Raw genomic sequence first — 19966 nt, 5'->3', positions numbered from 1 at the left:
CTGTTTTCGGTTATCCAAAACATGGAAAGGGTTTTCCCATGTCCTCTCATGTCTTTCACATTCTGGCGCAAAAAGGCAATACGGTCATAACCGTCAGGGCAGATGACCCCATACTGAGCGTCGCCACCACGCTGGCGCGGCATAATATTGGCGGGGCGCCCGTCCTTGGCCCAGATGAGCAGCTGGTTGGCCTTGTATCGGAAAAAGGGATTGTCCATGCCCTGTCCCAACACGGTGCGGACATGGCGACCCTGGCGGCAAAGGACGTCATGGCAAAGGATATACCGACTGCATCACCCGATGACAGTATTTATGACATTGCCTGCCGCATGACGTATTCCCGCAACCGGCACGTGCCCGTTCTGGAAAATGGAAAGCTTGTCGGGTTGGTCAGCATCGGGGATATTGTCAAACTGCGTGCCGAAAATGCGGAACAGGAAGCACAGGAACTGCAGGATTACGTGACAGGCAGCGACCACGCGGCTGTCCAGCCACCTACTGACACATCCCCCCACCAATGCGGGGAAAAGAAAAACTGATCCCGTCCGCTGTCCCATAAGATCCCGTGCCCGGCCTTCAGGGAACAGGTCGGCGCGCCGCATGAAAATCCGCCCATGGGTCCGTACGCCGTGATGCAAGCCGTTCCATGGTGTTGCCCACCGTGAACTGCGCCGGACCCGCAAGTACGTCAAGTTCCGCCCAGCTTACCGGCATCGAGACCGGGGCACCGGGACGCGCGCGGCCTGAATAGGGCGCCACGGATGTCGCCCCGCGCTGGTTGCGCAGGTAATCAAGCAGGATCCTGCCATGGCGCTTTGCCCTGGAAACAGTGGTAATAAAACGATCCGGGCTGTCGGCGGCCATGTCCTGCGCCAGCGTATGGGCAAAAGTCCTGACATGCGCCCAGTCGGCCACGGGTTCAAGCGGGGCAATGACATGCAGCCCCTTGCCGCCGGAAGTCTTGACAAAGGTCATAAGCCCGGAGGTTTCAAGCCGTGCACGCACCTCCCGCGCGGCGGCAATGACAGATGCCCACCCGACGCCCTCCCCCGGATCAAGGTCGATGACCATCTGGTCAGGTCGCTCCCAGTCACGGCATGAAGCCTGCCAGGGGTGAATTTCCAGCGCAGCGCCCTGCACCAGCCCCATAAGGCCATCAAGATCATGGATACCGATCAGATGGCCCGATGGCGCGCCCTGCGGGTCATCAAGCGCCATGATATGGGCGTTCATGCCTTTCCACGCATTTTTCTGGAAGAAGCGTGGCCCTTCGATCCCGTCCGGGCAACGCAGCAGCGCCAGCGGCCGGTCGATAATGAACGGGGCCATGCGCGGCCATACAGCGTTGTAATAATCGGCCAGCCCGGCCTTGGTTATGCCGGCATCCGGCCAGTAGATCCGGTCCGGATGGGTCAGCATGACACCATGACCGGCCCGGGCTGTGGGTGTTTTCACTGCGGGCATCGTGCATCCGTCCCCCTGTGCGTGCCCTGCTGTTGCGCAGGGCTGGACGGGTTGTGTTCATGACCCTGTCAGAGGGTAAGGTTTTTGACGGGCATTTCCACAAGCTGTAACTGTGGCGTCGTGCCGCTCTGCCATGCATTGGCGCCCGGCACAATCTGCGGTGTCGGGATATCGGCACGGTTCTTTTTTTCGCTGAGGGTGGAAATATCGAAACGCCTGTCCCGGTCATCCAGCGAGGACTGGCTGACCTGCCCATCTCTGGTAAAGCCCATCATCAGCTGGGGAATGCCCAGGGGCAGGTCATGATCCCGGTCGATCTGCCAGGTGTGCCATGTCTTGCCATAAGTGGTGACCAGATCGGCCATGAATGCATGTTCCCCCATATCGGGCACGCCGGGGGCGACCAGCATGCCGGATTTTACCTCGTAATGATGGCTGTGCCATAATTTCTTTTCTTCTTCGGGAAGTGTTTTGAATATTGTCTCACTGACAATGTATTCAACGCCGATAAGCCGGGCGTTTTTCTGGTTGGCTTCATAGATCACGCATTGATGGAAGCCTTCGCCCAGATGTGTGCAGTAGTGATTGGCTTCGACCTGACGCCCCAGGTCATCGGCATAGAAATGGAAACCATTCAGATACGCGCTCATCGCATCGATCGGTTTCTTGGCCTGCAGGGTGTCTGCGGCTGTATCAAGTACAGTGCTGCGCAGCGATGTCGGACCGCCGGGCATGGGCGCCAGCTTTTTGTCGGCCGCACCGGCCTTGCGTCCCGCGATGGCCGTAAGCGGCGCCGCAACAAGGGTCGCGGCCAGTGCGCGGCTGAAACACCGGCGGCAGGTAAGGTTATGAAGGAACGACATGGCCTGTCCTTTCGGGCAAGTTGAACCGTGTTCTGTGCCGCTATAAAGTGCTGCTGTGTGCTGGAGTTTCGTGGCCTGTTACGTATCTGGAGGCCATTCGGAAATGATTTATGAATAAAGAAACGTTTTCGGGTGTCGTTTTGTTAAAAAGGTGACGTTCCCCTAAAAGGCTGCCTGGAAAGTCAGCCCGGAAAACATCCGGCAATCATAAGAAAGTTTTTGGTGAAGCTTTTTTCAAAAAGCTTTGGAAAACACCGTCTTTTTGAAAAAAGGTGGCACCCGGAAACGTTTATTGTTTTTTATCAATAATTTGTTTCCAGGCAGTTTTTGATTCTGTTGAAAAAATATTCACCAGAAATTTTTCTTATGAATTTCCAAAACCGATGGAAAACGGAGACCTACTTTCCTTTTGCGCCATCATGCCTGCCCCAGTTGCCCCCCATGGCCCGTACAAGGTCGATGCCACTTACCAGGCGGCGCGTATTGACCGTAATCAGGTCTTCGCGCGCCTGTAGTTCCGCTGTCTGGGCAATGACAACCTGAAGGTAGTCCACGGCCCCCTCGCGGTACTGGACACCTGCCAGATGGTTGGTGCGCGTGGCCGCCACCACCCCCTCCTCCTGCCATGTGGCGGCATCGGCCAGATGGTTGAGGAGCGCAAGCTGGTCCTCCACTTCCCGAAAGGCCGTCAGCGCCGTCTGCCGGTAACTGGCTGCGGCCTGTGCATATTCCGCATGCGTCAGTGCCAGGTTGGCGAACCGCCGCCCTCCATCAAATATGGCCAGTGTAGCCAGCGCCGGGCCAAGCGCCCATACACCGCTTCCGGCCGAGGCCAGCATGCTGGTCGTGGTTTCCGAACCACCAGTCGCCCCCAGCGTGATGTTGGGAAAGAAGGCGGCCCGCGCCACGCCGATCCGGGCATTTGCCGCGGCCATATGCCGCTCCGCCGATGCGACATCGGGCCTGCGTTCCAGCAGGTGGGCGGGCGCGGTTACGGGAACGGGCGGCACGGGGGGCAGGTCGTCCGCCGACGGGATTGAAAAAGTTGAAGGCTGCTCACCGATCAGTACCGCAATGGCATGTTCCGCCAGCGCACGGTCCGCCACCTGCTGTTCCAGCTGGGACTGCGTGGTGGTCAGCTGTGTGCGGGCACGGCCGACATCCAGTTCATTCGCGGCCCCGCCCACAAATCGCTTTGTGGTCAGGTCCAGCGCCGCGGAATAGGCTGCTATGGTCTTGTGCAGCAGGCTGATGCGGGCATCCAGCCCCCGTAACTGGAAATAATCATCGCCCAGTTCGCCCTCCAGGCTGAGGCGGATCGACGCAAGGTCCGCCGCACTCGCCTGCGCATTGGCCCGCGCTGCCCTGACCAGGTTGCGGATGCGCCCCCAGATATCCGGCTCCCATGAAACGGTGCCGCCGGATTCATAGTCGTGATATTCGTAATAATTGCCGGTGGCGGGAAAAAGCGCGCGTTCACGCTGCGCGCTGGCTGTTGCATCAATCTGAGGAAAGAAGTCGGCCCGCGCCCGCCGGACCAGCGCACGGGCCTGGTCATATCGTGCCACGGCGGCGGCCAGTTGCGGGCTGCCGTGTTCGATCCGGTCTTCCAGCCGGTCCAGCCCTTCGTCCCCCATGACCGACCACCACGCCCCGCGCTGCGCGGTATCGGCGGGCTGTGCCGGTGTCCACACGCCGGTTTCCCTGAATGTGGCGGGTGTATCGGGCAGTGTGGGCCTGTGGTAACGGGGGGCGAGATTGCAGCCGCACAGCAGGACGACAAGAAGCAGGAGCGCCCTGCCCCGTTCAGGCGCCATGCCTGCCCTCACGCGGTTTGACGGGATCCCCGTCCCCGATATCATCCGGCGGGTTGGTTATGATCCTGTCCTGTGGCGTAATTCCTGTCACCTCCAGTTCGGTTCCGAAATCGATCAGGATGGCGACGGGCTGTATCCTGACATGGTCGTGCCCGTCCACCAGCGCCACGGTTGTCCCGTCCCGGCGGAAGAGCAGGCTGCTGGCGGGAATGCGCGCGGCAGGCGGCGCCTGTGGCCCGGCACCATGAAACGCAAAGGCGATCTGGGCATAGGCACCGGGTTTGAGAAGATTTTCCCCATTATCATAGACAAGCTGGACCAGCATCGTGCCCGACTGGGAATCAACCGCATCCGAGGAATGGAGCAGCCGGGCTTCAAACTGCCGGTTGCGGTAATCGGGTACCGTAAAATGCGCGACAAAGCCCTCACGCATCCGCGCGGCATAGGCCTGTGGAACGCGGACATAAAGCCGCAGGCGGGTCACGTCCGATACGGTAAAAAGCGGCTGGCTGGCAGCCGTGCCGGCCACGATCAGCGCGCCGATATCGGTCGCGCGGCTGGTGATCACACCGGCGAACGGGGCAATGATGCGCTTGAAGGCAGAGAGCGTTTCAAGCCGTTCGACCTCTGCCGCGGCTTCATGCCGCGTGGCCTCGCTGGCGGCCAGATTGCCCCGGCGTTCGTCCGTTTCCTGCTGGGATACGGCGTTCTGGGCATTCAGCCGGTCCCACCGGCGCGATGTGATCCGCGCCAGGTCACGCTGCGCGGTCCGCGTGCCCAGCGCGGCCCTTGCCCCTGCCAGCTGCAGGTCGACATCGGGCGTATCAATTTCCGCCAGTAGCTGCCCTGCCGCCACTTTCTGCCCGATATCGACATACCATTGCCGCAGGTAGCCATTGGTCCGGGCATAGACCGGCGCGCTGTACCATGCCTGCAGGATACCGGGCAGGACCAGCGTATCAACCGCATGGCCAGCCGGATGCACGACTGTCACGCTGGGCACCAGCGCCGCAACATTGGTGGCATGAAGCTGGCGGCGGTCATGGATGCGCGTTATCGTGCCCACCACCACAATGGCCCCGAAAATGCACGCCCCGCCAAGAATGATCCAGCGCAGGCGTGGCCGGGGGCCGGCGTGTACGGCAGCCTGGGTCTCAGCCATGGGCATGGGCCCCATCCGTGTCGTGGCGTGCGCGCCGGTCGTAGATGATGGCGAAAAGGGTCGGCACAAAAAACAGCGAGGCACAGGTGGCGAATATCAGCCCCCCGATAACGGCCCGCCCCAGCGGCGCATTCTGCTCGCCCCCTTCGCCCAGCCCCAGCGCCATGGGCAGCATGCCGATGACCATGGCCAGCGCCGTCATGATGACGGGCCGCAGGCGGGTGCTGCCCGCTGTCAGCGCCGCCCTGACCGCATCCCCATGTTCCGCCAGCTGTTCACGGCAGAAGGTGATGACCAGGATGGAATTGGCCGTCGCGACCCCCATGCACATGATTGCCCCCGTCAGCGCGGGAACGGAAAGCGGGGTATGCGTCGCAAACAGCATCCAGCATATGCCCGCCAGCGCGCCCGGCAGCGCAAGTACGACAATGCACGGATCGGTCCAGCTCTGGAAATTGATCACGATCAGCAGGTAGATCAGCACGATCGCGCCCAGCAGGCCAAATCCCATGCCGGAAAAGGCGGTTGTCATGGCCTGGTACTGACCGCGCAGCGTGACCGTGACGGTTTCGGGCCGGTCATGTTCAAGATGGCGCAGGGCCGCCTGCACGTCCGTGGCGATGGCGCCCAGATCGCGCCCGTCGCCGCCTGCAAACACATCGACCAGCGGGCGGATGTTATATTGTGCCTCCACCGGGGAGGTCGTGCCGCGCGTAATCGTGCCAAGGGCGCCAAGCACCTGCAGCCGGTCGGTTGAAACCCCGGTTACCGGCAGGCCGATGATATCCGCCAGCGCACCGATGCGGTATTCGGGCATCTGCACCGCGATGGGGTATGTGACCATGCTGTGCGGGTCCAGCCAGTACAGCGGGGCGGTCTGTACGGTCCCGGCAATGGATGTGGCGATGGAGGTGGTGACATCACCTTCCGTCAGGCCAAGCTGGTTGATGCGGGTGCGGTCCACCTCAAAGCGCAGTTCGGGGTAATGGGCGGGCTGCTGGATGCGGGCGTCAACCAGGCCGTCAATATGGCGTATGGCGCGCAGTATGCGGCCGGCAAACTGCCGCGTTTCATCGGGGTTGGGGCCGGATACCTGAATGTCGATCGGGGCCGGCGCGCCGAAATTGAGGATCTGGGTCGTGATGTCCGATGGCAGGAAGGCAAAGCTGGCCTCGGGGAAGGCCCGGGGCAGTTCGCGGCGCAGGTTGCGGATGTAGCGTTCGGTCGGGTGATGGTTTTCCTTCAGGGCGACAAGGATATCCCCGTCCTGCGGCCCGATGGTGCCCGATGCGTTATAGGCGGTATTGATGGCGCTGGTGGGCAGGCCGATATTGTCGGCAATGGACTCGACCTCGTCTGCGGGAACCTGCTGGCGGATCTGCTTTTCGATCCGCTGGAACAGGGCCGATGTCTCCTCTATGCGCATGCCTGTGGGGCCACGCACGTGCAGGGTCATCGTGCCCGCATCGACCTGCGGAAAGAAATTGCGACCAAGGAACGGGAGCAGCCCCATGCTCAGCACAGCAAAGCACACGAAGCCGGCCACGAACCGGCCGCGATGGTCCAGAATACTTTCCAAAAGCGCGCTGTAGCGCCTGCGCAGCGCTGCGAAACGTCGCTCGAAACCGTGCTGGAAGCGCGTGAGGACATTCTCCCCGTGCGGCCTTGCCGCCTCATGCGGGCGCAGCAGGAACATGGCCATGGTCGGCACGAGCGTGCGGGACAGGATGAAGGACATGACCATGGCGAACATGACCGACAGCGCCATCGGCACAAACAGGAAGCCCGCCACGCCGGGCAGGTAGAACATCGGCACGAACACGATGCAGATACAGACCAGCGACAGGAAGGCCGGGACGATGATTTCTCCCGATCCGTCTATGATGGCGGCATGGACATCCTTGCCCATTTCCAGGTGGCGCTCGATATTCTCGATCGTGACCGTGGCCTCATCCACCAGAATGCCCACGGCCAGGGCAAGGCCGCCCAGCGTCATTACATTCAGTGTCTCGCCCAGCGCGGACAGGGCCGCAATCGCCCCCATGACCGATAACGGGATGGAGGTCGCCACAATAAGCGTGGACCGCCATGAACCAAGGAACAGCAGGATCATGAGGCTGGTCAGCCCCGCCGCGATCGCGCCTTCGCGCATCACCCCGTCCACGGCGGCGCGGACAAACAGCGACTGGTCATTGACGGGCCTGAGCCTGAGCTGTTTGGGCAGGCCACGTGTCGCATCGGGCAGCATCGCCTTGACCCCCGCCACGATGGCGATGGTGGATGTGGCGCCCGATTTCAGCACGGTCATCAGCGCCGAGCGCTGGCCATCCACATGCACCACGTTCTGCTGGGGCATGGACCCGTCACGCACATGGGCGACATCGCCCACGCGCACCACCGCGCCATTGACCGTGCGCACGGGCAGCATGTTGAGCAGTCCGACCGAAAGGGGCGCGTTGTTCAGCCTGAAATTATACTGGTATTCCCCGATTTTTACGAAACCCGCAGGGGTGATCTGTGTCTGGGTGGTCAGGGCGTTGCCCACGTCCTGCGCCGAGACACCGCGCGACTGCAGCTTGCCGGGGTCAAGGTCCATCTGGATCTGGCGCACCTTCCCGCCATAGGGATAGGGAATGGCGGCCCCCGGCACCGTGACCAGCCGGTTGCGGATGAAGTTGAAGCCGTAATCATAAAGCTGCTGTTCGGTCATGCCTTCGCCCGACAGGGCAAGCTGCACGATCGGCACGGTGGAGGCATTGTAATTCAGGATCAGCGGCGGGGTGGTGCCAATGGGAAGCTGGCGCAGGATGGTCTGGGCAATGGCGGTGACCTGCGTATTGGCGATGCGGATATCGGTGCCGGGCTGGAAGAAGACCTTTACCACCCCGATGCCTGTCAGCGACTGTCCCTCGATATGTTCGATATTGTTGACCGTCGTGGTCAGCGTGCGCTGGAATGGGAGTACGATGCGCCCGGACATGTCCTGTGGTGAGAGATTGCTGTAGGTCCAGGCCACCGCAATGACGGGAATGCCGATATCGGGAAAGATGTCCTCCGGTGTGCGGATGGCGGAGAGTACACCGGCTATGGCGATCAGGATGGCCATCACGACAAATGTATAGGGACGGGCAAGCGCCAGCTGAACAATTGCATTCATGCCACCTGCCTGTTTCCTGTCGGCTATGATGCCCTGTGGTTCATGGGATGTCCGACTTCAGATAACGGCTGCGGCGCGGGCCGGTTTGTGGCGCGGGACAGATAATTTTGTATCAGGGCGGGGTATCCGGCGATGCACGCGGGTTCCGCGTGGTGGGAAGTCATGTATCGCTTGCGGGAAAAGTGCTGCGTGCAGGACGACACTGCCTGAAACGGCATCTGGCCGGGTTGGATCGTGGTCAGAAGCATGGATGGACTGTTCCCTGCCGACCGGGTCAATCCGCCCAATAAATAAAGGGTGGCCTGGCTTATTTCTGGTACTCAAGGCATATCTTGCCGAAATGCCGGTTACTTTCCTGATACCTGAAAGCGTCCACAATATTTTCCAGCGGGAATATACGGTCAATGACGGGCCGGATGGCGTTGCTGTCAAACGCCTTTACCATTGCCTGCTGATTCGCCCGGCACCCGACCAGAACGCCCTGCAGGCAGAACTGCTTCAGCAACATCGGTACAATTTCCAGTTGACCTGAAACCCCGCTCAGAATGCCGATGGTGGAAATATGTCCCCCCACCCTTATGGCTTCCATTGACTGTTCAAGGGTCCTGGCACCGCCGACTTCAATAATATGGTCGACCCCTTTCCCGCCGGTCAGGTCCCATGCCGTTTTACCCCATGCGGGATCGTTGCGGTAATTGATCAGGTGATCGGCCCCAAGTTCGCGCAGGCGTTCAAGTTTTTCGTCACTGGAGGAGGTGGCGATAACTGTCGCCCCAGCCATTTTGGCAAACTGAAGCGCAAATATCGATACACCACCCGTTCCCTGAACCAGTACGGTACTGCCAGGCCTGACCTGGTCATCGACAAACAGGGAACGCCATGCGGTCAGGCCCGCCGTGGTCAGTGTCGCGGCCTCGGCATGGGTCCAGCCGCGCGGGGCATGCGTAAATGAGGTCGCGGACGCCGTGACTTCTTCACGCGCATAGCCATCAACCCCATCACCCGGTACCGTCGTAAATCCGATCACCTGCGGTGCGCCAGCAAGCCAGGTAGGAAAGAAAGTGCTGACCACCCTGTCGCCGGGTACGAATTCCGTAACACCCGCGCCAACCTCAACCACTTCGCCAGCCCCGTCCGCCATGGGAATACGCGCAACAGTCGGCCCCCACATGCCGCTTACAACGGCATAATCATGGTAATTGAGGGATGAGGCATGCAGCTTTACCCTGATTTCACCCCCGGCAGGCGCCCTTGCCGCCTGTTCCGTGATGGTTACGTTTTCAAAACCACCAGGGGGCTGCACCACTATTGTCCTGACCATGACCGGTTTTTCCTTTCTGTTCTCATGACCGGGATATCAGAGACAGCGGATCATTTCCAACGTCAGGCCATGGCATGAAATCTTATGCAGAACACATCTTTATTTCCCTGTATTGCCAGAAATTTTCCCGATCCATCACGAAATGCCACTGCCGTGCCGGGTGCCAGCTTCATCTCAGGACTGTCACGCAGGCCGCGTCATGCGGCAGGGCCATGCCGTGGGCTTCATGGTAGCGTGAAGCAAATGCTTCCCGCTCCAGCCTCTCGCAATAATCAAGATAGCGGATCAATGCCCGTTCGGCGCGCATCGTGCGTCCATAGAGCCGTTTGTAATGCTGCCACAGCATCATGACGTTGACCGACCAGGCATCATAGGCATGTGCTGCTATCCGTTGGCGGATTGCGGCGGGCAGCGCGTCGAATGCGGCCCAGTCATCCCCCGCATACCGCCGCCACATCTCGTGGCGTAATGTCCGCTCGTTATCTGCCTTCACCTTACGCATCCGCCATTTCTCCCTGCTCCCAGGCCGGGAACGGGTCAGGCAGATGGGCGAACGGCAGCGGATTGAACTGCTCGACATCAAAGTCGGGTACAAGGCAGGCATCCAGAACCGCGGCAATGCCGGCATCGTCCATTTCTGCCGTGCCGATAAATACGATTTCCTGTCGGCGGTCCCCATAAACCGGGTCCCATTTCGACAGGATCAGGTCGCGCCATTCATCGCTGTCCGGCCAATGGTCTTTTGGTATCGTCACCCACCAGCGTCCCATGGCCTGCGTGCGGACCAGCGCACCGGCCTGCCCCAGTTCGCCCACCCATTGCGGGCGGGTCGCCAGCCAGAAATGGCCCTTCGCCCGGATCACGCCCGGCCATGCAGAGTCGATAAAGGCCTTGAAGCGTTCGGGCACCAAGGGGCGGCGGGCACGCCAGACAAAGGTGTGGATGCCATATTCCTCGGTTTCGGGAACATGGTTGTGGAATTCGAACAGTTCCTTGTACCACAGCGGGTGCTTGTGCGCCCGGTCGTAATCGAAGCGGTGTGTATCCAGAATGCGCGCGCAGGGCACGATGCCCTGATCCGTTTCGATAATATCCGCATCGGCGTTAAGGGCCTGGATGACCTGCCGCGCGGTCTCGCGTTGTGCTGCGGTTGCACTTGAGACCTTGTTCAGGACCACCACATCCGCGAACTCGATCTGCTCGACCAGCAGGTCAACCAGCGCCCTGTCGTCCCCATCACCTGCCGTCTCGCCCCGGTCGCGCAGGAAATCTGTCGAGGCGTAATCTTTCAGCAGGTTGGCGGCGTCAACCACCGTTACCATTGTATCGAGCCGCGCGATATCGGACAGGCTTTCGCCCGCCTCGTCACGAAACTCGAATGTCGCCGCAACCGGAAGGGGTTCCGCAATTCCTGTCGATTCAATCAGGAGGTAATCGAAGCGGCCTTCTTCCGCCAGCCGCCGGACTTCGTGCAGCAGGTCATCACGCAACGTGCAGCAGATGCAGCCATTGCTCATTTCCACGAGCGTTTCGTTCGTCCGGGACAGGTTGCTGCCGTCGCGCACCAGGTCCGCGTCAATGTTCACGTCACTCATGTCATTGACGATCACCGCGACTTTTCGCCCCTCGCGGTTATTGAGCACGTGGTTGAGAAGCGTCGTCTTTCCAGCTCCCAGAAAGCCGGAAAGAACCGTTACCGGAAGTCTTTCGCGCATGACGGACACCATTCATTCGGTTGCGATCCATCAAGCCTATATGCAATGTTATAATATAACAATACCTGAAGGGCTTCGAAATGAGACAGGCCTGCCCCGACCCGCCAGCATTACGCCATGCCGGCGCCGTTCCGGAACATCGACACAAGCGCCTGTTTCATCATTCAGGAAGGATGTCAGGTAGGCAGTAATATTCCGTGCGATGAGAAACAGCCTGATCCGGTTGCTGTCATGGCCCCGATCACTGATGACCTCTTCTGTGTCACCCGTGTCTGTGGGTGCGGGATTCCGGTCATCTGAAACGCGTATGAATGGACCGGATGATACGGATTGTGGAATATGCGGCAACGGATTTCCAGTACTGCAGTTGCAGTTTGTTTTGTTCGTTAATTGTTCATGGATCCTATACTTTGCAGAAGGCTCGAATTTCAGGCTGTCTACGGCGAGAAAAACCGCAATTTTTTCGTTTTTCTGGCCCGGAAAATAAACTGCAACTGTAGTGCTAACCACAACCGATCGGACCTAGATCATGATGATGACCGGCAGGGCGTCCCCGCCGGGCGCATGACCTGCCGGATCGGTGAAATGACCGAATGCCACCTCAGGCTCTTTCCCCCGTCACGACACGACGTGTCCGATCCCCCCTATTGCAATCAATGACCCAAGGGCCGGTCAGCCGAAATGCTGAACTGTTGGCTGAGCAGGCGCATGCCCGTCATGGCTGACCCGTTCGGCAAGATCGCTCCACAGGCGCGCCATCATCAGATTGATGTCAGAAGTAACCGAAAACGGGGACTGCGATCGCGCCAGCGGGGACAGCGACATGCGTTCCCCGATCACGAAATGCCCGTGTGAAAACAGCCGGGCGGAAATCGCCCCCTGCTGCCCCTGACCGATGGGGCGCGTGACGAAAATATGCATGTGGGGCGACGGGGCGGCAACCATGCTGAAGGCATGCAGTTCCGCCTGGCCAGATGGGCAGGCCACGCCCTGCAGCACGGCGTCACGCAGTACGGAATGGGGATAGCCGCCATACATGCCGTCCACATGCAGGCGGATGCCCTGACCTACGGTCATGCATACGCCCTCTGTTCCGCTTTCTGCCCGGGCGGCCTGTGCTGTCATGACGACAGCGCAGACGGCATACACGGTGGCCAGGAATATCTTTCGCATGACTGCGTCTGTTCCCCATCATACATAAAGCCTGCATCATCATGATGATGACATCCTGACGTATAACAGGAAAACCTGACGCGAACCTGAATATATGGCCTGTGGGCAGGAATTTGCATGAAATTATATTATGAAAATGATTATCATTTCAATAAAGTGGTATATTCAGGGCGAATGGTGGAGTTCATTATTTTTTCGTAATCACCTGCCCCGCCGGGTTACAGGCCACGCGCCAGACCATGCGGGTTGCCGGCGGCAGGGGCGTCGGGGGAAAAATGATCTTCCAGGTGTCCTTCCAGCTTTTCCAGCGACATGCCTTTCGTTTCCGGCAGGAACCGTGCCACGAACATCAGGGAAACCAGGTTGATCGCGGCAAAGGCGAAGAAGGTCGATGCGCCAATCCAGTGCAGGGCCGCGGGGAACAGGAACGAAACCGTGGCATTGAAAACCCACTGTGCGGCAACGCTAAGCCCGGTCAGGATACCGCGGGCGCGCATAGGGAACAGTTCCGACATCAGCAGCCAGTAAAGGGGGGAGACCATCATCTGGATGAACAGCAGGGCCAGAAGGATGAAGCCCAGCGCCACCATGCTCTGCATGGGTGATCCCGCCATGAACAGCAGCGTCGCCCCCAACCCCAGATGCGCGCACACGACACCGGCAAGACCACCCAGAAGCGTGAAACGGCGCGGAAACCGCCCGATCATCCATATCCCCAGAAAGGTCGCGATGACGGCTACGACACCCGCGCCGATTGTCGCGGTCAGGGCCGCCTGGGTGCCCAGGCCGGTCTGGCGCAGGATGATCGGCGTAAAATACATGAAGGCATTCACGCCGGTGAACTGGGCGGAAAACCCCAGCCCGATCCCGACCAGCAGCAGGCGCCGGATCCAGACCGTGCCCATGGCCTCGCGCCAGCCCATCTGGTCGGATTCCTCGTTCACCTGTGCTTTGATTTCCCCCATTTCCCTGCTGACCTGCCGGTCGGTCGAGCGGATGAGTTCAAGCACCTGCCGCGCTTCTTCGGTCCGTCCACGGCTGGCCAGCCAGCGCGGGGAGCGCGGCACGAACACCAGGCCAAGCCCCAGCAGGAAGGCCGGGACGGCCGCAATCGCAAGCATGGTGCGCCAGATATCATTGGCGCCCGAAAACCGCGCCAGCAGGGCGCTGAGAACATAGGCGGCCAACTGTCCGGTCACGATCATCATCTCGTTCTGGCTGACCAGACGGCCACGCCTGCCGGGGGGCGCCATTTCCGAAATGAACATCGGGACAAGGGCGGACGCGCCGCCCACGGCAAAGCCGAGTATGGCGCGCATCACCACCATGACCGGGACCGTGGGGGCCTGTGACGTGCCGATCGCGCCGATCATGAAGATGACGGACAACCCCATGAGACTGTCGCGTCGCCCCACCCGGTCCGCGATGATGCCGCACAGCAGCGAACCTATGGCCGCCCCCAGCACCAGTGCGGACGTAACCAGTCCCTCGGTTAACGGGGTCAGGCCCAGACCGCCCTGTGTGGATGGAAGCTGCATGAACGGCAGCGCGCCCGCAATCACCCCTGTATCATAGCCGAATGCGAGCGCACCCATCGTGACAACCATGACAATTTTCGTAACCAGCTTCTGCGCGTCTGTAAGCGTTTTCATTCATGCATCCACAGTCTTTCGACCGTGTTCTCCTGAAAGGACGGGCACGGAAAGCTGTCCTTTTCTTCCGTGCCATGAAACCAGAAAACACCTGGCGCACCTGTCGGGTTGCATAATCTCTGAAATGTCAGGAAATCTGTCCGCTCCGTTTCCTGTTGTGCTTTGTCATTTCTGTCGTGCCAGGCGGAACGGGTTTCTGATACTGGGCCTATTCCCCAGACAGTGCCCACTGCATTGCGGCCGGCATGAAATAATATTTGCTGCGCCGGTTTCCGCCTGTACCCCCCCTGCCCCGCTGTGCTGGCCGCTAGTCCACGATGTGCGTGTCCTGTGTGTTGTTTCCGGGCTGTGCTCCGGCAACGGGAAACAGGGCGCGGCAGGCAGGGCGCAACTGTTCACGGTGGGCCTGCAGGCAGGCTGCAATTTTTTTCTTGTTGGGAATGTCCGTGCCGCAGAACCTGAACGCATCTTTTTCACACGCATGCGCTTCGCGCGCGCGTGTTGTCCCGGCGGCCAGGCACGTATTCACTCCCGATAAAAGCAGGGCGCACGCTCCTGATGTATTGATGAATACTGTCATGATCCTGTGTATCTGTGTTCTTTTGGCCATGAATGTCCCCTTTTCATGCATATCGATCCGATCCGTGCCGACCGTGTACGCGATGTACCGGCACTGTTCCGGCTCCATATAAACGACACGGTATCGTTCAGCAACGGATGGAAACGGGTTCAGGTCATGATTGATGACCGGGCATGGGACCGTGGTGCGGGTGACGGATGGGCCGCCGTGGTCACGGGGTGCGCATTACGGGGGGCGTTCCTGTCATCTTTCATCTGGCCCTGCATGAACATCAGCATGCGTTGCGGGCATGGCTTTCCGTGCTGGTGGGCATGAAGTATGGTGCCCCCCTGAAAGCATGGCCGGTCATGAAAAATTATGGTATATCCTTATTTATTACAGGTGAAATATGAATAGACTGATATTTTCCATGTTTGTATTACTGGCCGGTGCCTCAACCGCGCAGGCCCAGGATGCCGGGACACAGGAAACACCAGAGCAGTTTGCGCAGCGCACCGGCCGGGACATTGCCAATAGTGAATTTGCCACGCCTGCCGATGCACAGGAAGTGCAGTCGCAGGGCGCGCTGGAATACATGGGGCGCAGATGTAATGAGGCGTTCCGGACAAATGTCGCATTAAGACAGCCATGCATCGATGCCGCGACCGATCAGGACATGAAAAACTTCATGGCCGCGCAGCAGGCGGCCAAGGCGGCGGCGTCGCCCGCGGCGCAGGCCCGGTCTGTAACACCGGTTTACAGTATCATTGACGTGATTGCTGCCGGGAATTCCATCATAGGCAAGCATATCCAGGTCAATGGCCGCGGATCATGTGTCCTGAGCGACAATGTCTGCGTCATATCGACGGAGGCCGCGCTGGAATCCAGTACGGCCGGTGATTATCAGTATCTGGGATTCAGCGTAAAGGATGTCGCTGATGGAAGCGACCTGCGCAAGGCGATTGTCAAGTGTTCCGACATGACGCATGACATATGCAACATGCAGGTTGTCGGGTCCATTGTCAGTAAACAGGACAAGACTTTTATCATGTCGCCTGAATCCCTTTATATCATGGCCCCGGCCAATGTTGAATGATGCCCTGACACAGACAGGACCGGGTATGAAAGGCCCGGCCCTGTCCCCCCTTTACGTCACGAGACCTTGGGCGCGCCCAGCTTTCCGGTCAGGAACTGTGCCTCCCCATTGCCAAATGACCAGTCGGCATCCGTGTTTTCAACGTAGTTGACCATGACATCGCTGGCGGCGATGCCACACTTCGTGGTCAGGGCCTCGGTCAGCAGGCGGTAGAACGCGGTTTTTTCATCAACCGTGCGCGGGCGCGTGGTAACCGATATGATCATGACATCATCGGTACGTGCAATGCCCAGTCCGGTATCCTCAATGCGCACACGGCTTTTCCTGTGTTCATATATGATCTGGTACCGGTCACGCGGCGGCACGCCGAAAGCGTCCAGCATCGCCTGGTGGGCGGCGTCCAGTATGGCGGTCAGTTCCTTCTCGGAACGGCCTTCGAGCATGTCAAAACGGATAAGAGGCATGTAAGCAATCCCTGTTTCAGGCGACAGGCAACCCCGCCATGGGATGGGTGTGGACGCGGTTCGTGGTCAATCACGGCCTGCGATCCCTGCCCCATGTCGAAGCCTGCCTTTGCAATATCGCCTGGATCATAGGAAAGTTCTTGGTGAAGCGTTGTGCGGGCAGCCTGTCATGAAGGGACCGCGCTATTCCTCCACCGGCGTGCCGGGCTGCATGTCATAGCAGGTTTCAACCAGCGGGAAGCGTTTGCCCAGGTTTTCGTCATATCTGCGGGTCCATGCGGCATCCATCTGTTTGCGCTGCATTTCGATATTCTGTCTGGGTTCAACATTGCGATAGGTGTCAATCGTGCCTTCGATCACGCCAATCGTGGTGTCAACGACCGGTTTGATGTCAAACTGCCTGTAGGGATAGGCAATGCGTTCGTAATCGAACAGATTGTCCGAAAGGCTTTTGTCCCAGCTTTTCCATGAATCAAAGATACGGTCATTGAAACCGGTCAGGAACGGGCCGGGATTGACGGTCGCCACAGCAATACCGAATTCCTGCAATTCCTTGCCCAGTGCTTCCGCGATGGCCTCGATGGCATGTTTGGATGCGGAATAGGCCCCGGTAAACGGGTCCGAGGTCAGCCCCGCGCACGACGACATGAAAACGATCTTCCCCGCCCTGCGTGCCGCCATGCGTCTGGCGATGGCCTGCGTCAGCATGACCGGTCCGACCACGTTGACCTCGAACTGCCTGCGCAGGTGGGCTTCGGGTATGTCAACCATGGAGCCGCCTTCCCCGATGCCCGCGTTGTTGAGGAGTACGTCAACATCCAGCAGGCTGAACCGCGCGCGATCCGCCGCATCGGTCACATCCAGTTTTTCAACCTGCACGACCACGCCGCGCTGTTCGGCTTCATGTTCCAGCTGGAAGATCTGGGACGGGATTTCAACACCCGCGATAACGGTCCATTGCCGTGCCGCCAGCCGCAGGGCGATTTCCCTGCCAAATCCTGTTCCGGCACCGGTGATAAGGACGGTCCTGTTCATGGTGGCCACTCCGTTTCATGCATGGGGTCGTCGTGCCGTGCCGCGCGGGATGCGCGGTGGCCTGTGCATGATGGTTAATGGTCCAGTGTGCGGATGGTTTGATAAAAAGCGGGGGTGCCACCTGCTGCCCCCCGTAGTTTTTGCTGTTCCCGCAGGCGTTTTCCGGCAGCAATCCGCAACCCGGCGGCCGGGACCGTGGTCCCGATCACATTGCTGTCCGTATTGTTGTGCCTGCCCGGATTCAGGCGGTCATGACTGGCTGCCTTCGTCTTTTTTCCTGACCATTGCGGGCATGAGCAGCCGGGGTTGGCGCGCCCATGCCGCAAGATCGGTGGCCGACATGGGGCGCGCGAACAGGTAGCCCTGCAGCACGTCGCAATGCAGGCTTTCCAGCAGGTCATACTGGGCTTCCGTCTCCACCCCTTCGGTCACGACCGTCATGCCCAGCCGGTTGCCAATACCGATCACGGCAGTGGTGACGGCCTGCGCATTCGGGTCGGTTTCAAGGTTCATGATGAAGCTGCGGTCGATCTTGATTTCCGTCAGCGGCAGGCGTGTCAGCCGCGACAGGCTGGAAAAACCGGTGCCGAAGTCATCCATGGACAGGCCGACGCCCAGCTTGCGGATGGAGGCGAGGACATTCATCGTCTCCTCGCTTTCCTCCATCATCACGCTTTCGGTTATTTCCACCGTCAGGCGTTCAGGCGCCAGTCCGTATGTTTCCAGCAGTCCCGCGATCATCGGCACAAGGCCACGGTTGTGGAAATGGGCCGCTGACAGGTTGACCGACACGACGGGTATGTGCACGCCCTCGCTTTCCCAACGGGTAAGCTGACGGCAGGCTTCCTCCAGCGACCACCGGCCGATGGCCTCGATCTGTCCCGTCTCCTCCGCCACGGCAATGAAGCGGGAGGGAAAGATGTTGCCCAGCGTGGGATGGTTCCACCGCGCCAGTGCTTCCACGCCATAGATCTCCCCCGTGCGGGCTTCGACCTGTGGCTGGTAATGCAGGTTGAGCAGGCCCTTGGACAGGGAATCCCGCAGCGCGCTGCCCAGTACCAGCCGGTCCTGCGCGTCCTTGCTGTCAATCGTGCTGACCAGGCGGTAGCTGCCGCGCGCTTCCTTCTTGGCCTGCCGCATGGCTATTTCGGCATGGCTGATCAGGGATTCACCATCCGGCCCGTTTTCGGGGAAGGTCGCGATCCCGGTGCTGAAGGACGCGGAAATCTGGTTGCCCGCGACATCCAGCGGTTGCTGCATGGCGGTGATGATGGTTTTGGTGAAATCGACCGCCATGTCCGGCGTGGCGTTGGGTATGACGATAACAAAGTCATCCCCGCCCGCGCGTGAGAGGACATAGTTGCTGCGACACAGTTTCTTCAGCCGTTCGGCAATGGCCTTCAGGAACGTATCCCCCTGCACATGCCCCAGCGCGTCATTGATGTCACGGAAGCGGTCAAGGTCCATCAGCAGCACGGCAAAGCGGTTGTCGCCCGGCTGGCTGATCATGGATTTCAGCACCTTGTGCAGCGAACTGCGGTTGAGGAAGCCGGTCAGCGGGTCATAATTGGCCAGCTGGGATATATGCTGGCGTGCCTCGTACTGCTCGATCACAACGCCACAGAACGGCACGGCCCCGGATACGATCTTTTGGGGCCAGTCCGCCACCTTGTGCTGGTTGCGCGAATATAGCGCCAGAATGCCCGATATCTTGCCATTGGGCGCCTTGATGGCCGAAGCCCAGCAGTCATTCAGCCCGAGCGAGATCCCGACCGAACGATAGCTTTCCCACACGACCGAACTGGCTTCATCCAGATCATTGGCCAGCGCGGCAATATCGGCATCCGTCAGCGTCATGTGTTCCAGCGCCGTGGCGAAACGGCGCGGCAGGCCCGACCCGGACAGGATCTGCAGCGTATTTTCCGGCGTCAGCAGCATGAGCACGGCGACGGAATTGGGCACGAATTCCTCCACGCCGTCACACACCAGGTCGGCCACGTCCTGTATCAGCATGTCCCCCGAAAGGGAGCGGAAGACCGTATTCTGCAGGTCCAGCAGCTTCCTGCGATGGCTTTCTTCGGTCACGCCCTTCATGAAGGCCATGTAATACCGTTTTTTATCCGGACCAATCAGCGCGGTGGAAATCGACATCTCGGCCGAGACGTAATCCCCGTTCTTGCTTTCAAACGTGATCTCACGCGATGTGCCGACAATGCGGTTGATGCCCGTTTCGCGGTTATGCGCGATGAAGCCGTCATGTTTGCCGCGGTATTCCATCGGCACCAGGCATTTGACATTGCGCCCCATGACTTCCGCCGCGGTATAGTCCCACAGCTTTTCCGCCGCCTGGTTGAAAAAGACGATGCAGTTGCGGTCATCGATAATGATGACGCCGTCACGTGCCTGCTGCAGCATGTCCACGCAGATGTCGGAATTGACGTTTTCTTCCGTTACCGGAAAAACTTCCTTTCCCATCTCTCTCTCCTTT

At 59.7% G+C, this 19966-nt stretch carries 17 protein-coding genes; 3 read left to right on the top strand and 14 right to left on the bottom strand.

Going from position 1 to position 19966, the window contains the following annotated elements; genetic code table 11:
- The first annotated feature begins 38 nt into the window (after positions 1 to 38).
- Positions 39 to 539, top strand: coding sequence for a CBS domain-containing protein (locus AC1RQ9_RS08785; RefSeq protein ID WP_485986513.1), 501 nt, complete (start codon positions 39 to 41; stop codon positions 537 to 539).
- 37 nt (positions 540 to 576) lie between these two features.
- On the opposite strand, the gene ligD is transcribed toward AC1RQ9_RS08785, so the two are convergent.
- The 11 genes from ligD to AC1RQ9_RS08730 form a co-directional block, all read right to left on the bottom strand.
- On the bottom strand, positions 577 to 1464 hold the full coding sequence (gene ligD / locus AC1RQ9_RS08780) for a non-homologous end-joining DNA ligase (RefSeq protein WP_485986511.1): 888 nt from the start codon (positions 1462 to 1464) through the stop codon (positions 577 to 579).
- Positions 1465 to 1532: 68 nt separating this feature from the next.
- On the bottom strand, positions 1533 to 2327 hold the full coding sequence (locus AC1RQ9_RS08775) for an OBAP family protein (RefSeq protein WP_485986509.1): 795 nt from the start codon (positions 2325 to 2327) through the stop codon (positions 1533 to 1535).
- A 398-nt stretch (positions 2328 to 2725) separates the two neighbouring features.
- On the bottom strand, positions 2726 to 4144 hold the full coding sequence (locus AC1RQ9_RS08770; RefSeq protein ID WP_485986507.1) for an efflux transporter outer membrane subunit: 1419 nt from the start codon (positions 4142 to 4144) through the stop codon (positions 2726 to 2728).
- Positions 4134 to 5306 (bottom strand): efflux RND transporter periplasmic adaptor subunit, encoded by a 1173-nt coding sequence (locus AC1RQ9_RS08765; protein ID WP_485986505.1) that lies wholly within the window; start codon positions 5304 to 5306, stop codon positions 4134 to 4136. Before AC1RQ9_RS08765 ends, AC1RQ9_RS08770 begins: the two co-directional genes overlap by 11 nt.
- Positions 5299 to 8463 carry an efflux RND transporter permease subunit gene (locus tag AC1RQ9_RS08760; RefSeq protein WP_485986503.1) on the bottom strand — a complete coding sequence of 1055 codons (3165 nt, stop codon included), beginning with the start codon at positions 8461 to 8463 and terminating at the stop codon, positions 5299 to 5301. Before AC1RQ9_RS08760 ends, AC1RQ9_RS08765 begins: the two co-directional genes overlap by 8 nt.
- Positions 8464 to 8770: 307 nt before the next feature.
- Entirely contained in the window at positions 8771 to 9784 is a 1014-nt protein-coding gene (locus AC1RQ9_RS08755; RefSeq protein ID WP_485986501.1) for a zinc-dependent alcohol dehydrogenase family protein, read from the bottom strand.
- Positions 9785 to 9953: 169 nt separating this feature from the next.
- On the bottom strand, positions 9954 to 10286 hold the full coding sequence (locus AC1RQ9_RS08750; protein ID WP_485986499.1) for a DUF6525 family protein: 333 nt from the start codon (positions 10284 to 10286) through the stop codon (positions 9954 to 9956).
- Positions 10279 to 11511 carry a GTP-binding protein gene (locus AC1RQ9_RS08745; protein ID WP_485986497.1) on the bottom strand — a complete coding sequence of 411 codons (1233 nt, stop codon included), beginning with the start codon at positions 11509 to 11511 and terminating at the stop codon, positions 10279 to 10281. The genes AC1RQ9_RS08750 and AC1RQ9_RS08745 overlap by 8 nt, the downstream gene beginning before the upstream one ends.
- Positions 11512 to 12171: 660 nt before the next feature.
- Positions 12172 to 12576, bottom strand: coding sequence for a hypothetical protein (locus tag AC1RQ9_RS08740; protein ID WP_485986541.1), 405 nt, complete (start codon positions 12574 to 12576; stop codon positions 12172 to 12174).
- A gap of 314 nt (positions 12577 to 12890) precedes the next feature.
- Positions 12891 to 14324, bottom strand: coding sequence for a sugar porter family MFS transporter (locus tag AC1RQ9_RS08735; protein ID WP_485986495.1), 1434 nt, complete (start codon positions 14322 to 14324; stop codon positions 12891 to 12893).
- Positions 14325 to 14631: 307 nt separating this feature from the next.
- Positions 14632 to 14904 (bottom strand): hypothetical protein, encoded by a 273-nt coding sequence (locus AC1RQ9_RS08730; protein ID WP_485986493.1) that lies wholly within the window; start codon positions 14902 to 14904, stop codon positions 14632 to 14634.
- Between the two features lie 45 nt (positions 14905 to 14949).
- Here AC1RQ9_RS08730 and AC1RQ9_RS08725 point away from each other — a divergent pair, with 45 nt between their 5' ends.
- Both AC1RQ9_RS08725 and AC1RQ9_RS08720 read left to right on the top strand, forming a co-directional pair.
- Positions 14950 to 15219 carry a hypothetical protein gene (locus tag AC1RQ9_RS08725; RefSeq protein WP_485986491.1) on the top strand — a complete coding sequence of 90 codons (270 nt, stop codon included), beginning with the start codon at positions 14950 to 14952 and terminating at the stop codon, positions 15217 to 15219.
- Between the two features lie 94 nt (positions 15220 to 15313).
- Positions 15314 to 15979 (top strand): hypothetical protein, encoded by a 666-nt coding sequence (locus tag AC1RQ9_RS08720; RefSeq protein ID WP_485986489.1) that lies wholly within the window; start codon positions 15314 to 15316, stop codon positions 15977 to 15979.
- Positions 15980 to 16035: 56 nt separating this feature from the next.
- On the opposite strand, the gene AC1RQ9_RS08715 is transcribed toward AC1RQ9_RS08720, so the two are convergent.
- From AC1RQ9_RS08715 to AC1RQ9_RS08705, 3 genes are all read right to left on the bottom strand, one after another.
- Complete coding sequence (locus tag AC1RQ9_RS08715) at positions 16036 to 16443, bottom strand: tautomerase family protein (RefSeq protein ID WP_193731888.1); 408 nt, start codon at positions 16441 to 16443, stop codon at positions 16036 to 16038.
- Between the two features lie 183 nt (positions 16444 to 16626).
- Positions 16627 to 17478 (bottom strand): SDR family oxidoreductase, encoded by an 852-nt coding sequence (locus AC1RQ9_RS08710; RefSeq protein ID WP_485986487.1) that lies wholly within the window; start codon positions 17476 to 17478, stop codon positions 16627 to 16629.
- Between the two features lie 249 nt (positions 17479 to 17727).
- Entirely contained in the window at positions 17728 to 19953 is a 2226-nt protein-coding gene (locus AC1RQ9_RS08705) for an EAL domain-containing protein (RefSeq protein ID WP_485986485.1), read from the bottom strand.
- Positions 19954 to 19966: the final 13 nt, after the last annotated feature.

The organism is Komagataeibacter ossonobensis (genome assembly GCF_057359305.1).
The sequence above is the reverse complement of the archived record's forward strand: the minus strand, read 5'-3'. Positions and strand labels throughout refer to the sequence as shown.

What these genes read in the sequence shown, in the direction of transcription:
- AC1RQ9_RS08785 (WP_485986513.1), top strand. Translation starts at nt 39, where the DNA reads ATGTCCTCTCATGTCTTTCACATTCTGGCGCAAAAAGGCAATACGGTC.
- ligD (WP_485986511.1), bottom strand. Translation starts at nt 1,464, where the DNA reads ATGCCCGCAGTGAAAACACCCACAGCCCGGGCCGGTCATGGTGTCATG.
- AC1RQ9_RS08775 (WP_485986509.1), bottom strand. Translation starts at nt 2,327, where the DNA reads ATGTCGTTCCTTCATAACCTTACCTGCCGCCGGTGTTTCAGCCGCGCA.
- AC1RQ9_RS08770 (WP_485986507.1), bottom strand. Translation starts at nt 4,144, where the DNA reads ATGGCGCCTGAACGGGGCAGGGCGCTCCTGCTTCTTGTCGTCCTGCTG.
- AC1RQ9_RS08765 (WP_485986505.1), bottom strand. Translation starts at nt 5,306, where the DNA reads ATGGCTGAGACCCAGGCTGCCGTACACGCCGGCCCCCGGCCACGCCTG.
- AC1RQ9_RS08760 (WP_485986503.1), bottom strand. Translation starts at nt 8,463, where the DNA reads ATGAATGCAATTGTTCAGCTGGCGCTTGCCCGTCCCTATACATTTGTC.
- AC1RQ9_RS08755 (WP_485986501.1), bottom strand. Translation starts at nt 9,784, where the DNA reads ATGGTCAGGACAATAGTGGTGCAGCCCCCTGGTGGTTTTGAAAACGTA.
- AC1RQ9_RS08750 (WP_485986499.1), bottom strand. Translation starts at nt 10,286, where the DNA reads ATGCGTAAGGTGAAGGCAGATAACGAGCGGACATTACGCCACGAGATG.
- AC1RQ9_RS08745 (WP_485986497.1), bottom strand. Translation starts at nt 11,511, where the DNA reads ATGGTGTCCGTCATGCGCGAAAGACTTCCGGTAACGGTTCTTTCCGGC.
- AC1RQ9_RS08740 (WP_485986541.1), bottom strand. Translation starts at nt 12,576, where the DNA reads ATGACCGTAGGTCAGGGCATCCGCCTGCATGTGGACGGCATGTATGGC.
- AC1RQ9_RS08735 (WP_485986495.1), bottom strand. Translation starts at nt 14,324, where the DNA reads ATGAAAACGCTTACAGACGCGCAGAAGCTGGTTACGAAAATTGTCATG.
- AC1RQ9_RS08730 (WP_485986493.1), bottom strand. Translation starts at nt 14,904, where the DNA reads ATGACAGTATTCATCAATACATCAGGAGCGTGCGCCCTGCTTTTATCG.
- AC1RQ9_RS08725 (WP_485986491.1), top strand. Translation starts at nt 14,950, where the DNA reads ATGCATATCGATCCGATCCGTGCCGACCGTGTACGCGATGTACCGGCA.
- AC1RQ9_RS08720 (WP_485986489.1), top strand. Translation starts at nt 15,314, where the DNA reads ATGTTTGTATTACTGGCCGGTGCCTCAACCGCGCAGGCCCAGGATGCC.
- AC1RQ9_RS08715 (WP_193731888.1), bottom strand. Translation starts at nt 16,443, where the DNA reads ATGCCTCTTATCCGTTTTGACATGCTCGAAGGCCGTTCCGAGAAGGAA.
- AC1RQ9_RS08710 (WP_485986487.1), bottom strand. Translation starts at nt 17,478, where the DNA reads ATGAACAGGACCGTCCTTATCACCGGTGCCGGAACAGGATTTGGCAGG.
- AC1RQ9_RS08705 (WP_485986485.1), bottom strand. Translation starts at nt 19,953, where the DNA reads ATGGGAAAGGAAGTTTTTCCGGTAACGGAAGAAAACGTCAATTCCGAC.